The 13,378-nt window shown below is 71.2% G+C and carries 14 protein-coding genes; 10 read left to right on the top strand and 4 right to left on the bottom strand.

Annotated elements, in window-relative coordinates:
• Positions 1–30 precede the first annotated feature (30 nt).
• Genes ACNJ93_RS28400 through ACNJ93_RS28390 form a run of 3 tightly spaced genes read right to left on the bottom strand, consistent with a single transcriptional unit; the run spans position 31 to position 2,914 of the window.
• On the bottom strand, positions 31–795 hold the full coding sequence (locus ACNJ93_RS28400; protein ID WP_418960307.1) for an amino acid ABC transporter ATP-binding protein: 765 nt from the start codon (positions 793–795) through the stop codon (positions 31–33).
• Between the two features lie 29 nt (positions 796–824).
• The gene (locus ACNJ93_RS28395) at positions 825–1,790 is read right to left on the bottom strand and encodes an ABC transporter substrate-binding protein (protein WP_418960306.1); all 966 of its coding nucleotides are present in this window, start codon (positions 1,788–1,790) and stop codon (positions 825–827) included.
• Positions 1,790–2,914, bottom strand: a complete 1,125-nt coding sequence (locus tag ACNJ93_RS28390; protein ID WP_418960305.1) for an LLM class flavin-dependent oxidoreductase — start codon at positions 2,912–2,914, stop codon at positions 1,790–1,792. The genes ACNJ93_RS28395 and ACNJ93_RS28390 overlap by 1 nt, the downstream gene beginning before the upstream one ends.
• Positions 2,915–3,482: 568 nt before the next feature.
• Between ACNJ93_RS28390 and ACNJ93_RS28385 the strand changes: the two genes are divergently transcribed.
• The 7 genes from ACNJ93_RS28385 to ACNJ93_RS28355 all read left to right on the top strand — a co-directional run bounded on the left by ACNJ93_RS28385 (position 3,483) and on the right by ACNJ93_RS28355 (position 10,311).
• Positions 3,483–4,490 carry an amino acid ABC transporter permease gene (locus tag ACNJ93_RS28385; protein WP_418960304.1) on the top strand — a complete coding sequence of 336 codons (1,008 nt, stop codon included), beginning with the start codon at positions 3,483–3,485 and terminating at the stop codon, positions 4,488–4,490.
• A gap of 24 nt (positions 4,491–4,514) precedes the next feature.
• Positions 4,515–4,685, top strand: coding sequence for a putative leader peptide (locus ACNJ93_RS28380; protein WP_418960303.1), 171 nt, complete (start codon positions 4,515–4,517; stop codon positions 4,683–4,685).
• 229 nt (positions 4,686–4,914) lie between these two features.
• Positions 4,915–5,952: an ABC transporter substrate-binding protein gene (locus ACNJ93_RS28375; protein WP_418960302.1), complete on the top strand. Its 1,038-nt coding sequence runs from the start codon at positions 4,915–4,917 to the stop codon at positions 5,950–5,952.
• A 2-nt stretch (positions 5,953–5,954) separates the two neighbouring features.
• The gene (locus tag ACNJ93_RS28370) at positions 5,955–6,797 is read left to right on the top strand and encodes an ABC transporter ATP-binding protein (protein ID WP_418960301.1); all 843 of its coding nucleotides are present in this window, start codon (positions 5,955–5,957) and stop codon (positions 6,795–6,797) included.
• Positions 6,794–7,798: an ABC transporter permease gene (locus ACNJ93_RS28365; protein WP_418960300.1), complete on the top strand. Its 1,005-nt coding sequence runs from the start codon at positions 6,794–6,796 to the stop codon at positions 7,796–7,798. The genes ACNJ93_RS28370 and ACNJ93_RS28365 overlap by 4 nt, the downstream gene beginning before the upstream one ends.
• Before the next feature lie 214 nt (positions 7,799–8,012).
• Positions 8,013–9,365, top strand: a complete 1,353-nt coding sequence (locus ACNJ93_RS28360; protein ID WP_418960299.1) for an LLM class flavin-dependent oxidoreductase — start codon at positions 8,013–8,015, stop codon at positions 9,363–9,365.
• 46 nt (positions 9,366–9,411) lie between these two features.
• Positions 9,412–10,311, top strand: a complete 900-nt coding sequence (locus ACNJ93_RS28355; RefSeq protein WP_418960298.1) for a TauD/TfdA dioxygenase family protein — start codon at positions 9,412–9,414, stop codon at positions 10,309–10,311.
• Between the two features lie 253 nt (positions 10,312–10,564).
• Here ACNJ93_RS28355 and ACNJ93_RS28350 read toward each other — a convergent pair whose 3' ends face one another.
• Positions 10,565–11,023 carry a hypothetical protein gene (locus tag ACNJ93_RS28350; RefSeq protein ID WP_418960297.1) on the bottom strand — a complete coding sequence of 153 codons (459 nt, stop codon included), beginning with the start codon at positions 11,021–11,023 and terminating at the stop codon, positions 10,565–10,567.
• A 168-nt stretch (positions 11,024–11,191) separates the two neighbouring features.
• Between ACNJ93_RS28350 and ACNJ93_RS28345 the strand changes: the two genes are divergently transcribed.
• From ACNJ93_RS28345 to ACNJ93_RS28335, 3 genes are all read left to right on the top strand, one after another.
• Positions 11,192–11,533, top strand: coding sequence for a hypothetical protein (locus ACNJ93_RS28345; protein ID WP_418960296.1), 342 nt, complete (start codon positions 11,192–11,194; stop codon positions 11,531–11,533).
• Positions 11,534–11,829: 296 nt separating this feature from the next.
• Positions 11,830–12,360 carry a DUF1877 domain-containing protein gene (locus ACNJ93_RS28340; RefSeq protein ID WP_418960295.1) on the top strand — a complete coding sequence of 177 codons (531 nt, stop codon included), beginning with the start codon at positions 11,830–11,832 and terminating at the stop codon, positions 12,358–12,360.
• A 224-nt stretch (positions 12,361–12,584) separates the two neighbouring features.
• Positions 12,585–13,304, top strand: a complete 720-nt coding sequence (locus tag ACNJ93_RS28335) for a dienelactone hydrolase family protein (RefSeq protein WP_418960294.1) — start codon at positions 12,585–12,587, stop codon at positions 13,302–13,304.
• Positions 13,305–13,378: the final 74 nt, after the last annotated feature.

Genomic DNA, 13,378 nt, shown 5'->3' with positions numbered 1-13,378 from the left:
GGGACGGAGGGTGGGGGCTTCCGCACCGGGTCAGAGGACCTTGGAGAGGAAGGCGCGGGTGCGTGCGTGCCGGGGAGCGTCCAGGACGGCCGCGGGCGGCCCCTGTTCGACGACGACACCGCCGTCCATGAACACCACGGTGTCGGCGACCTCGCGGGCGAAGCCGATCTCGTGGGTCACGACGATCATGGTGGTTCCGGTGCGGGCCAGGTCCTTGATGACGTCGAGGACCTCGCCGACGAGTTCCGGGTCGAGCGCCGAGGTGGGCTCGTCGAAGAGCAGCACCTTCGGTTCGAGGGCGAGCGCGCGGGCGATGGCCACGCGCTGCTGCTGGCCCCCGGAGAGCTGCCGCGGGTAGGCGTCGGCCTTGTCGGCGAGGCCGACCCGGTCGAGGAGCCGGCGGGCCGTCTCCTCCGTCTCCCTGCGCCGACGGCGAAGCGCGGAGACCGGTGCCTCGACGAGGTTGTCCAGCACCGTGAGGTGCGGGAAGAGGTTGAAGTTCTGGAACACGAACCCGATCCGGGTGCGCTGTCTCAGGACGTCCTTCTCCCTCCGCTCGTACAGCTTGTCGCCGGAGCGGCGGTAGCCGATGAGCTCGCCGTCGATGCCGATCCAGCCGCTGTCGACCTTCTCCAGGTGGTTGAGTGTGCGCAGCAGCGTGGACTTCCCCGAGCCGGACGGACCGAGGATCACGGCGACCTCGCCGGTGCGGACGGTCAGGTCCACGCCGCGCAGCACGTGCAGCGGCCCGAAGCTCTTGTGGACGCCGTGGACGTCCACCATCACCTCGTTCATCGGGTCACTCCCAGAGGGTTGTTCTCCGCTCACGGGCGGTTCTGCTCGGGCGGGTTGATGCGCGAGGCGTCGATCGCCGAGGCGGACGTGCCCCACTTGTCGAGGATCCGGGCGTACGTCCCGTTCCTGATCAGCTCGTTGACGGCGGCCTGGAAGGCCCGGGTCAGCGGGGAGCCCTTATTGAAGGCGAAGCCGACGTCGAGGCGGTGGTACTCGCCGAGGAACGCGGTCCGCGCGGCGGGCTGCGCGGCCTGGTGGCGGAGCCCGTTGATGGTGGACATGACCACGTCGATCCGGCCCTGCTGCAGCGCGGTGAGGGTCGCCGCGTTCTCCGAGTAGACCTTCACCTCGTACGGCTTCTTGCCGGCCCTGGCGCACACGCCCTTCCGTGCGACCAGGGTCGCCTCGAACGTGGTGCCGGCTCCGGTCCCGATGGTCTGGCCGCAGAGTTGGGTGAGGTCGGTGACCTTGGTGGTGAGTGCGGTGCTGCCCTTCCGGACCGCGAAGCCCTGGCCGTCGTTGATGTACGTGACGAAGTCGATGGTCTTCAGGCGTTCGGTGGTCACGCCGAAGTTCCCGGTGCCGACGTCGTACTTGCCGCTGCCGAGGGCGGGCAGGATCGTCTCGAACGAGGCGTCCTGCCGCTCCAGTTCGAGGCCGAGGACCTTGGCGACGGCGTCGGCGAGGTCGATGTCCTGGCCGGCGGGCGGCCGGTCCGGGCCGTCGGGGTAGTAGGCGCCGGGCGGGAACCCGACCGAGCTCCCCACCCGCAGGGTGCCCTTCCGGCGTACGTCGGCGGGCAGCAGCGCGGCGACGGATTCCACCGTGCGCACGCCGGCGACCGGGTCGCCGGTCGGGGCGGGGGACGCGCCCGCCGCTGCCGCGCCGGGGGCGTCGCCGGAGCCGCCGGTGCCGCCGGTGCCGCAGGCGGTCAGCGTCAGGGCGGGCAGCAGCGCGAGCGCGGCCACGAGTCGCGTACGGGTGCCGGTCGCCATCAGTTCACCGCCGCGAGGGTGTGCGTCCCGCGTGCCGCCCGCTCCGCGTCGCGCTTGGCGACCTCCTCGCGGACGAGGGGGATCACGTACCGGCCGAAGTCGATGGCGTCGTCCAGCAGGTCGTAGCCCCGGGCGGAGAGGATGTCGACGCCGAGGTCGTAGTAGTCGAGGAGGGCTTGGGCGACCGTCTCGGGGGTGCCGACGAGGGCGTTGGAGTTGCCGGCGCCGCCGGTGGCGGCCGCGGTGGGCGTCCACAGGGCCCGGTCGTACCGCTCCCCCGCCTCGGCGATGGCGATCAGCCGCTGCGATCCTGTGTTCTCGGGCGCGTCGCCGCGGTGATGGCGTACGAGTCCGGACGCGCGGCGGTCGCGGATCGCGCCGACCGTGCGGTGCGCCTTCTCCCAGGCCAGTTCCTCGGTGGGGGCGATGATCGGGCGGAAGGCCACCTGGATCCGGGGCACATCGGTGCGGCCGGCGGCCTCGGCCGCGGCCTTCACGTGCTCGATCTGCTCGGCGGTCCGGGCCAGCGGCTCGCCCCAGAGGCAGTAGATGTCGGCCTCGGCACCGCTGGCGGCGTACGCGGCGGGCGACGAACCGCCGAACGACACGTTCGGGCGCGGCTGTTGGACCGGGAAGACGTCGCTGACGAAGTCGTGGAAGCGGTAGTGCTCGCCCTCGTGGTCGAAGGGCTCCCGGGTGGTCCAGATCTTCTTGACGATCCGGATGTACTCGCGGGTGCGGGCGTAGCGCTCGTCCTTGGTGAGGGTGTCGCCCTCGCGGCCCTGCTCGTGGTCGTTGCCGCCGGTGATGAAGTGCACCGTCAGCCGGCCCTCGCTGATCCGGTCGAGGGTCGCGAACGTCTTCGCGGCGAAGGTGGGATAGGAGACGTTGGGCCGGTGGGCGAGGAGGAGCTGCAGTCGGTCCAGCCGGCTCGCGACGTACGCGGCGGCCGGCGCCGGGTCCGGCGAGCCGGAGCCGTAGGCGAACAGCACCCGGTCCCAGCCGTGGTCCTCGTGGGCGCGGGCGAGGCGGAGCGTGTAGTCCTTGTCGAAGGCGGGGCCGGAGCGTGCGGTGGTTTCGGAGCCGTCGTTGGTGGCGGCGATGCCGAGGAACTCCACGGGCATGGTGGGCCTTTCCTCAAGTCCTGGAGGGGCGCAGGTGTGATGACGCCGGGGCGGGAGAACGCCTCGGGCAGGGCGTGGGCGGGCTGCGGAGGTGCGGGGCTGGGCGAGGGCGCGGCGGCAGCGCGTGTCCGGTTCCGGAGGAGGCTCCGTTACGTGGGAGGCTCCCGTTACGCAGGAGGCTCCGGTTACGGAAGCGGCTCTGCTTACGGAGGAGGAATCGGCCCGCGACGGGGTGACCGAGGGAGGGAAAGGCCGATCGGACGGCCGGCTGCCGCTTTCAGGCGCAACACGCCGCGGACCACACCCGACCGAAGTCGATGTGGTCACGGGTGACCAGACGCTGCTCGGCATTCATGCGGTCAATTGAGCATGACTTTTCGATTCCCGTCAACCTCGCGCCGAATTCCGGGCGTTGCGCAATTTCCGCGCATGGTTGACACCTGTGCGCGGCAGCCCCCTACGATCGACGGAGAACCGGTCGCGTTGAGGGACGCGACTCGTGTGATGACGCCGAATTCCCGGGCCCCCTGTCCGTACCCGTGCCCGCGCCTCCCTCTGGAGACCCTCGATGGTTTCGTCGTCCCGCCTCACCGATTCCGCGCGCCCTTCGCCGGCCCCGGGAGGCGCCAAGGCCCCGCGCCCTGCCCCCGGCCGTACGCCCGGTCATGCCCCCGCCGCCGCATCGCCGCGGATCGTGCCGCGCCGGCACCTCGGCCGTCGCCTGACCGCCGCCGCCGCGCTGCTGGTCCTCGCGATGGCGGCCCACTCCGTCGTCCGCAATCCCGCCTTCCAGTGGGACGTGGTCGGCCGGTACTTCACCACGAGCGCCGTGCTCGACGGGCTGCTGCTCACCCTCTGGCTGACCGGCGTGGTCATGGTGCTCGGCTTCCTGCTCGGCATCCCCCTGGCCGTGATGCGGCTGTCGGCCAATCCCGTGCTGCGGACGCTGAGTCGGGGCTACGTGTGGATCTTCCGGTCCACTCCGCTGCTGGTCCAGCTGCTGCTGTGGTTCAACATCGGCGCGCTGTATCCCACGCTGTCCCTCGGCATCCCCTTCGGACCCCGGTTCGTCACCGTCACGACCGTCGACCTGCTCGGTCCCACGCTGACCGCCGTCATCGGACTGACCCTGCACGAAGCCGCCTACGCGGCCGAGGTCGTCCGCGGCGGCATCCTCTCCGTGGACGCCGGCCAGAAGGAGGCCGCCCAGGCCCTCGGCATCGGCAGGTGGCGCACCCTGCGCCGGATCGTCATCCCGCAGGCGATGCGGTCCATCGTGCCCACCGCCGGGAACATGCTGATCGGCACCCTGAAGGGCACCAGCATCGTCAGCGTGCTGGCCGTGCACGACCTGCTGTACTCGGTGCAGCTGGTCTACAACCAGACGTACCAGGTCATCCCGCTGCTGATGGTCGCGACGCTCTGGTACATCGCGGTGACGACCGTGCTGGGCGCCGGGCAGTTCTACGTCGAGCGCCACTACGCACGCGGCGCGGCCCGCGCCCTCCCGCCGACGCCGGTACAGCGGCTCAGGAGTCGTCTGACGACGCTGTTCCGGGCCGTCCGCGGTCGGTGATTGTGAACGGGGCGCTTCACCGTCGTGTCGAATGGCCCGGAATGTGGGACGCATTCACGAACGCCGTTGACGTGGCCGGAATTCGCTGCAACGCTCCTGGTTGTGAGCAAGTCAGAGAACTTCGCCGCGCGTCTGCACGTCGATCTGCGACGTCAGGCCAGCGCGATCTGTGCCGTAGGCCGCCGCACCCGCTGACCGGGCCGGCCGACTCATCCGCGCTCCCTTTCCTCACTCTTTCACCGTCGAATTCCGCGCTGGGCTCTCTCGCCTCCGCCGAATTCGAGGCTCCTCGGGTTTCCCTGCGGCGGCGTTGCTGCCGCCTTTTCCGAGCCCCGGCCGCCGGCTGACGCCCGGGTGTCTGCCCGCGTGCCCGGCAGCCGCCCGCACCCCAGACGCTCCATCGATCGCGAACAGGACCCCTTCCATGGCCACGACGGCATCGAACCGACGCCAATTCCTCTCCCTGCTCGGTCTCTCCGCGATGGCCGTGAGCTGCGGCACGAGCGCGACGGGGGCCACGTCCAACCAGGGCCGGACCACGACGCTGCGCTACCAGGGCTGGGCGGGGCAGGTCACCCTGCCGGAGTTGGCCGAGGACCTCGGCTACCTCGGCGACGTGAAGCTGCAGTGGATCGGCAACACGATCAGCGGGCCCCAGGACATCCAGTCCGCGGCCACGGGCCAGGTCGACTTCGGCGGCGCGTTCAACGGCGCGGTCGTCAAACTGGCGGCGAACGGCGCCCCCATCAAGTCGGTCATCAGCTACTACGGCTCCGACCAGCACGCCTACAACGGCTTCTACGTCCTCGAGGACAGCCCCATCCGCTCGACCCGGGACCTGATAGGGAAGAAGGTCGGCATGAACACCCTCGGCGCCCACGCCGAGGCCATGCTCGACATCTATCTGCAGCGGGGCGGCCTGTCCCGGGCGGAGATCGCGAAGGTCGAGCGGCTGGTGGTGCCTCCGGTCAGCACCGAGCAGGCGCTGCGTCAGAAGCAGATCGAGGTGGCCGTGCTCGGCGGCATCCTCCGCGACAAGGCCCGGGCGGCCGGCGGCATCCGTCCGCTGTTCACCGACCATCAGCTGCTCGGCGCGTTCAGCGCCGGCACGTACGTGATGACCGACCGTTTCCTGCAGCAGAACCCCGATACCGCGCGGGCGTTCGTCACCGGCGTCGGAAGGGCCATCGAGTGGTCCCGTTCCACTCCGCGCGAGCAGGTCGTCGCCCGGATGAAGGCCATCGTCGGCAGACGCGGCCGCAACGAGGACGCCGCGCCCCTGCAGTACTGGCGGTCCTTCGGCGTCGCCGAGCGGGCGGGCCGCATCACCGGCAAGGAACTGCAGCTGTGGGCCGACTGGCTGGCCGAGCGCGGCGACATCAGGAAGGGACAGGTCACGGTGGCCGACCTGTACACCAACGCCTTCAACGCGGCCGCCTCGCCCTCCCCGGACAGGAGTTGACCGTGCCGGAGTCCACCACGCCCAAGCTCGTGCTGAAGCAGGTGCGCAAGGAGTTCACCGTCAAGGACCGCGGAGCGCACCGGACCGGGCGGCTCGCCCGGTTCACCGCCCTCGACGACATCGACCTGGAGATAGCGGCCGGCGAGTTCGTCGTCCTGGTCGGCCCCAGCGGCTGCGGGAAGTCGACCCTGCTGGACCTCCTCGGCGGCCTCGCCCGCCCCACCGGCGGGCAGATCCTGCTGGACGGCGCGCCCGTCACCGGTCCGGGGCTGGACCGGGGCATCGTGTTCCAGCAGTACGCGCTGCTGCCGTGGCGCACGGCGCAGGGCAACGTCGAGTTCGGCCTGGAGGCCATCGGCGTCCCGAGGCGGCAACGGGCCGCGCTGGCACGGGAGTTCCTGGACCTGGTCGGCCTGACGGGGTTCGAGGACCGCCACCCGCACGAGCTGTCGGGCGGGATGCGGCAGCGGGTCGCGATCGCGCGCAGCCTCGCCTACGACCCGGACGTACTCCTGATGGACGAGCCGTTCGCGGCGCTGGACGCCCAGACCCGGGAGTCGCTGCAGGACGAACTGCTGCGCATCTGGCAGCGCACCGGCAAGACCGTCGTCTTCATCACCCATGGCATCGACGAGGCCGTCTATCTGGGGCAGCGCGTCGCCGTCATGACGTCGCGCCCCGGACGCATCAAGCAGGTCGTGCCGGTCTCCCTCGGTCCGCGTACGGCGACGGACGATCTGCGCTCCAGCCCCGAGTTCGCGCGCCACCGGCACGAGATCTGGTCGCTGCTGCACGACGAGGTCGTTCGGGCCCAGCAGTTGGAGAAGGAGGAGGTTTCCGTATGAGCACCATCGCCGGCACGACCACGGACAGGGCGACGACCACGGTCGCGGCCGCGGCTGCTGCGCCTGCGGCTGCCTCGGCGGCGGTCTCGACTGCCGCGGGGGACTCGGCTGCCGCGGCGGCGTCCGGGGCGGCGTCCGGGGCGGCGTCCGGGGCGGCCGATGTCTCGGCGTCGCACCCGCGCCGGATCCCGTACCCGCACCCGGCCTCCCGCGTCCGCCGGGCGGTGCGGCGACTGCCGTACCTGCTGGTGAAGGGTGCGACGAAGTCCGTGGCGATCGTGGCGCTGCTGGTCCTGTGGGAGACGGCGCCGCGCCTCGGCCTGGTCGACCGGACGTTCCTGACGCCGTTCAGCGAGGTGGCCGCCGCCTGGTGGGGCCTGGCGGCCGACGGCCGGCTCGCCGACGACACCGGCGCCAGCCTCCTGCGCTCGTTCAGCGGCTTCGGTCTCGCCGTGGCGATCGCGGTGCCGCTCGGCCTGCTGATCGGCTGGTACCGGCCGGTCGCCGACCTGCTCGGACCGCTGCTCGAGGTCTTCCGCAACACCGCCGCCCTGGCGCTGCTGCCGGTGTTCATCCTGCTGCTGGGCATCGGCGAGACGTCGAAGATCTCGATCGTGGTGTACGCGTGCACGTGGCCGATCCTGCTCAACACCATCAGCGCCGTCCGCGACGTCGACCCGACGCTGCTGAGGCTGGCGAGGTCCATGGACCTGTCCGCGCTGCGGCTGTTCCAGAAGGTGATCCTTCCGTCGTCGGTGCCGGTGATCTTCACGGGCGTCCGGCTGGCGGGGGCGGCGTCCATCCTGGTCCTGGTCGCCGCCGAGATGATCGGCGCCAAGGCGGGCCTGGGCCATCTGATCAACGCCTCGCAGTACAACTTCGCGATCCCGCAGATGTACGCCGGCATCCTCACGATCTCGGCCATCGGCGTGGTCTTCAACCAGTTCCTGGTGACCGTGGAACGCCGTCTCAGCTCCTGGCGCGTCCCTGCGGGGGCGTGAGCGGCGCCTCGGAGCGCCTCTGCCGCAGCCTTGCCGTCCTCGTCCGTACTGCCCCCGTCCGTCGCGCCGCCCCGTCCGTTGCGCCGCCCCGTCCGTTGCGCCGCCACGTCCTTGGCGCGCCCTGCCCGTACCGCCGCCCCGGCCGTTGCGCGCCCCCCTGCGCCGTACCGCCGCCCCGTCCCCGTACCGCCCGCCCCCATTCCCGAGGTACCTCATGACCACGACGTCCCGCCCCCGTCAGCTGCACCTGAACGCCTTCCTGATGAACGCCGGCCATCACGACGCGGCCTGGCGACATCCCCGGACCCAGCCCGAACGCGTCACCGACCTGAGCTACTTCCAGCAGCTCGCGCAGACCGCCGAACGCGGCCTGCTCGACTCGGTGTTCCTCGCCGACGGCCTCGCCCTGTGGGGCAAGGTCCGGCACAACGCCCTCGGCGGCTTCGAACCGCTGACCCTGCTGTCGGCCCTGGCGGCGGTCACCGAGCACGTCGGCCTGATCGCCACCGTCTCGACGACCTTCAACGAGCCGTTCCACACGGCCCGCAAGTTCGCCTCCCTGGACCACATCAGCGGCGGCCGCGCCGGCTGGAACATCGTCACCTCCGGCACCGTGAACGAGGCCCGCAACTTCGGCCGGGACGAGCACCTGGAGCACCGGCTGCGCTACGAGCGGGCACGGGAGTTCGTCGAGGTCGCGACGAAGCTGTGGGACAGCTGGGAGGACGACGCGATCGTCCTCGACCGTGAGCGGGGCGTGTACGCCGACACCGACAAGGTGCGCGAGATCGGCCACCGCGGCGAGCACTTCGGCGTGCAGGGCCCCCTGAACGTACCGCGCACCCCACAGGGTTACCCGCTGCTGGTGCAGGCCGGTTCGTCGGAGGACGGCAAGGAGTTCGCCGCGCAGTACGCCGAGGCCGTCTTCACCGCCCAGCAGACGCTCGCCGACGGCCAGGCCTTCTACAAGGACCTCAAGTCCCGGCTGGCCCGCCACGGCCGTACCGAGGACCAGCTCCTGATCCTCCCCGGCATCGCGCCCGTCATCGGCTCGACGGAAGCCGAAGCGCGCGCGTTGGAGCAGGAACTGACGGAACTTCAGGTCCCTGAGTACGGTCTCGCCCAGCTCTCCGGGATGCTCGGCACCGACCTGACCGGCCTGCCGCTGGACGGCCCGCTGCCCGAGCTGCCCGAGGAACGGGACATCAACGGCAACAAGAGCCGCTTCACGCTCGTCGCCGAACTCGCCCGCCGCGACGGCCTCACCCTGCGCGAGATCATCGCGCGCCTCGGCGCCGGCCGCGGCCACCGCGTGTTCGCGGGCACGCCCGAGCAGGTGGCCGACCAGTTGCAGGAGTGGTTCACGCAGGGAGCCGCCGACGGCTTCAACATCATGCCGCCCCACCTGCCGGGCGGGCTGGACGACTTCGTGGACCACGTCGTACCGATCCTGCAGCGGCGCGGCCTGTTCCGTACGGAATACACCGGCCGCACGCTGCGCGAGCACTACGGCCTGCCCCGCCCCGAGAACCGCCTCGCGACAGCGGCAAGCGCCCCCGGCGCATGACGGCGCCCACCATCTCCCCCGTCCCCTCTCTGAAAGGACACTCCTGATGACCACCAGCACGAGCTTCGACATCCGCAGGATCGGCGGCCGCATCGGCGCCGAAGTGGTGGGCGTGGATCTCGCCGCCGACATCGACCCGGCCGTCGTCACCGAGATCAACGCCGCGCTCCTTGAGCACAAGGCGCTCGTCTTCCGCGGCCAGGACCTCGACGAGGCCGGCCAGCTCCGCTTCGCCTCCCTCTTCGGCGAGCTCACCACCGCGCACCCGACCGTGCCCTCCGTCGAGGGCCGGCCCGAGATCCTGCCGGTCGACGGCGACGAGGGCATCCGCGCCAACCACTGGCACACGGACGTGACGTTCGTCCGGACGCCCCCGAAGGCGTCCACGCTGCGCGGCATCGTGATCCCGCCGTACGGCGGCCACACGCTCATCGCCAACACGGCCGCCGCGTACCGCGACCTGCCCGAACCGCTGCGCGAGCTCGCGGACAAGCTGTGGGCGGTGCACACCAACGACTACGACTACGCCGCCCCGAAGACGGAGAAGGCGGCCGAGCACCGCAAGCGGTTCGTCTCGCGGAAGTACCGCACGGCCCACCCGGTCGTGCGGGTCCACCCCGAGACCGGCGAGCGCGGGCTGTTCATCGGCGGCTTCGCGCAGAGCATCGTGGGCCTCGGCCCGTCCGACTCCCGCGACCTGTTGCGCCTCTTCCAGTCGTACGTGACGCGCCCGGAGAACATCGTGCGGGTGGCCTGGACGCCCGGCGACGTCGTCCTGTTCGACAACCGCATCACGCAGCACTACGCCCCCGACGACTACGGCGACCTGCCGCGCCTGCTGCACCGGGTGACCGTCGCCGGCGACGTACCGGCAGGCGTCGACGGCAGGCTCAGCCACGTCGTCGAGGGCGACGACGCCTCGCACTACACGCCCACCGCAGCCTGACCCCCTCGCGCGCGGCTCAACGGCAGCCGCGCGCACGGGAGCGGTGCTGCTGGGTCGCCGCCACCAGGACGGCGAGGGCGACCGTACGGCTTCGCTCTCGCCGCCCCGGCGGTCGATGAGGTCCCGCTCCGGAAGCGGCGAGGCACATGTGCGGGCGGGCCGGACGTCCGCGCCGGCCGGCGAGCCGGGCCAGGAGTCGTCGCGACTCGTCAGGCACGGTGCGCCTGCGCAGCAGGCAGGACGGCGACGCGGTTCACCGAGGCGCTGCGGGACCGTCGCCCCAACGGTCCTCCTCGGCAGCAACCCGCCACGCGACCGCACCGGACGCCCCGGCCCGTCCCTTGACGGTGAGCGCCACTGCAGCGGGCGCGGACTGGATCCGATACGTCGCGGCGCCGCCGTCGCAAGCCTGCACCCGCGAGGCCACAGAGCCGACGGTCACATCGACGACACCCGTGCCGGCGCAGGCGACGACCACCTCGTACCTCGCCCCCTCCTTCAGCGGTGACGCATGCCGGACGCCATCCCGGACCGTGTCCTGCCCCCGCTCGACGAACGAATCCTCGTCACCCCGGACCCCGAAAGCCGCTGCCCGCGCCCGCTCGGCAAGCGCCTCAGAGCCACCAGGTGCCGCCTCGGGTGTACGCACCGGCCCCGCCCCGTCGCCCGTACAGCCGGACACGAAGCCGGCGGCCGCGAGAAGCACAAGCACGGCGCTCCTCCTCGAAATCACGCACCAGCTACGCATCAATCCCCCCACACACATCACGCCTCCTGGCCGAGCAGTCCTCAACGACCCTAGAGACGAGCGGCACCGGCAGACGGGCAAGTGGCAAGCTCCTGAGCAGATCTTGAGGTGGGAGCGTGGGAGGCTTCCCCCATGCCTTGGGAGATCCGCGAACACGCCGGACGTCACTACTCCGTCCTGTTCCACTACGCCCTGCCCGACGACGCCTGGGCCGTCGAGCTCAGCGAGGCGCGCCCTGCACCGGCAGAGGGGGCAGACGAAGACGCTCCGGCCGGCCACCTCCCCGGCCCGGCCTTCCTGGTGGCACTTGTCCCGGACGAGGACCCGTCCGCAGAACCGACCGTCCGCATCTACACTCCCGACGAGCGCGCCGTCCCGTACGAGATCATGCGCTGGTTCATGGACCAGGTGACCGACCAGGTGGAGCGCTGCCGCACCGGGTTCGAACAGGCTGAGCCGGAAGCGGCGACGTAACGACGCCGAACCTTAGCGACGACCGCCGAAACACCACTTGCGCTTTTCCACGGCAAGGGAAGACTCAACGCCGCCTAACCTGCGCTCCCATGGACAGCGGGTTGCCGGCGGCCATGGGTGGTGACCCGGTTGCTCGGCATGATGCGAACTCCCCGGGCGCGGCGGTGAGACGGCACAGCCATGTGAAATCACCTGAAGCCCGCCGAGGGCGGTCCCTGGAGCCGAGCCGCCCTCTGACAGCGAAGGATTGCAAAACCGGCTCATCACCAGGTTGACCGCGTCCGGATACTGCCACCATGGCCGTCACCCAACAGCTCGCCCGCGTCGCCCCCAACTACCTCGTCACCTGCCGCCGACTCGCCGACGCTTCTCCGGAAGGCGACCCGCACTGGGGCCCGCCGACAGTGGACGTACTGGACCTGGACTGGGCGCCCGCGTTGCTGGTCGGCGTCGGCACATGGGCGGGACTCGACGACGTCCACCTCTACGCACTCCGCCTGGCCACGAACGGCGACAGCGAGACGGCTCTCGACCTGGCCTTCCTCAACACTCCCCCACATGCGATCGGGCCCTTCGGTCCCGCCCCCACGTCCCTGTCCGCCGCGCAAGTGGCCCGCGTCGCAGAGCTGCTGGGGCAGATCGACATGCCCTCCCTCGTGGCCGGGCTGCCCGCCGACGGCCGCGCGGCCGCGTCCTTGATCGGTCATGGCGCCGACCTGATCGTCGGCGGGCCGGGCCCGTACGTGCTGAAGCACTTCGAGGCCCTGCGCGACTTCTACCGCGACGCTGCACGGCGCGAGCTGGTCGTCGTGCTCTGGTGGGACTGACACGCTGCGGCGTCCCGGCTCCGTCGTGTCCGGCCGCGGAGCCGGCGCGGGAATTCGGTTGGCGGGCCGCGGTGGCCGCTGCTACGTTCCCCGAGGCCGTGCGAGAGAACGAGGAGGTGGTACCCGTGAACGCTGTATCGACATGGGTGCTCCCCTCCAGGGTCACGGTCGGGCTGTAGGTCGCCCGGGAGCGCCGTCCACGCGCACTCCCGAAAGGCACGACCGTGCACTTCACTTCCGAACAGCACCTCGACGACGGCGTCCTCGCACGCGACTTCCGTCTCGGCGAGATCCCCGGCACCCTGTGGACACCCCGTTCCGTACCGGCTCCGCTGATCCTCATGGCCCACAACAACGGCCTGCCCAGAACAGAACCCCGACTGGTCGCCCGGGCCCGGCACTTCGCCGTGCGGGGCTACGCGGTGGCAGCCATCGACACCCCCGGGTGCGGTGAGCGGCCCCGCTCCGCCGCCGACGACCGGGCCCGCGCGGAACTCCGCCGGGCGATGCAGGCCGGGGAGCCGGTCGACGAGATCTTCGAGTCCCTCGTCGGTCCGCTGGTGGAAAGGGCGGTCCCGGAGTGGCAGACCGCTCTGAACGCCCTCCTCGCGCTGCCCGAGATCGACGGCCCGGTCGGTTACTCGGGTTGGACCGCCGTCGGCATTCGTCTGGCGGCGGCCGAGCCGCGCATCGCGGCCGCCTGTTTCTTCGCCGGCGGTTTCGTACCGCGTGCCCAGCGCGAGGAGGCCCGGCAGGTGACCGTTCCGCTGCTGGTCCTGTTGCAGTGGGACGACGAAGGGAACCCGCGGGAGCGGGCCCTGGACCTGTACGACGCCTTCGGCACGAAGCAGAAGACCCTGCACGCCAACTTGGGCGGGCACACCGGCACCCCATGGTTCGAACTGGAGGACACGACCCGGTTCTTCGACCGCCACCTGAAGTGACGCGAGGGCCGGCGGCAGCGGATAAGCGACCGAGGACACGCCGCAGCTCCCCCGGTCCCTCACTACCGCGGGCC

This window comes from Streptomyces tritici, assembly GCF_048500665.1.
In the GTDB taxonomy this organism is placed as follows: Bacteria; Actinomycetota; Actinomycetes; order Streptomycetales; family Streptomycetaceae; genus Streptomyces; species Streptomyces tritici.
The sequence above is the reverse complement of the archived record's forward strand: the minus strand, read 5'-3'. Positions and strand labels throughout refer to the sequence as shown.

Excerpts from the sequence above, each read along its gene's own strand:
- ACNJ93_RS28365 (WP_418960300.1), top strand. The coding sequence starts at position 6,794 with ATGAGCACCATCGCCGGCACGACCACGGACAGGGCGACGACCACGGTC.
- ACNJ93_RS28360 (WP_418960299.1), top strand. The coding sequence starts at position 8,013 with ATGACCACGACGTCCCGCCCCCGTCAGCTGCACCTGAACGCCTTCCTG.
- ACNJ93_RS28400 (WP_418960307.1), bottom strand. The coding sequence starts at position 795 with ATGAACGAGGTGATGGTGGACGTCCACGGCGTCCACAAGAGCTTCGGG.
- ACNJ93_RS28385 (WP_418960304.1), top strand. The coding sequence starts at position 3,483 with ATGGTTTCGTCGTCCCGCCTCACCGATTCCGCGCGCCCTTCGCCGGCC.
- ACNJ93_RS28340 (WP_418960295.1), top strand. The coding sequence starts at position 11,830 with ATGGCCGTCACCCAACAGCTCGCCCGCGTCGCCCCCAACTACCTCGTC.
- ACNJ93_RS28375 (WP_418960302.1), top strand. The coding sequence starts at position 4,915 with ATGGCCACGACGGCATCGAACCGACGCCAATTCCTCTCCCTGCTCGGT.
- ACNJ93_RS28345 (WP_418960296.1), top strand. The coding sequence starts at position 11,192 with ATGCCTTGGGAGATCCGCGAACACGCCGGACGTCACTACTCCGTCCTG.
- ACNJ93_RS28390 (WP_418960305.1), bottom strand. The coding sequence starts at position 2,914 with ATGCCCGTGGAGTTCCTCGGCATCGCCGCCACCAACGACGGCTCCGAA.
- ACNJ93_RS28355 (WP_418960298.1), top strand. The coding sequence starts at position 9,412 with ATGACCACCAGCACGAGCTTCGACATCCGCAGGATCGGCGGCCGCATC.
- ACNJ93_RS28395 (WP_418960306.1), bottom strand. The coding sequence starts at position 1,790 with ATGGCGACCGGCACCCGTACGCGACTCGTGGCCGCGCTCGCGCTGCTG.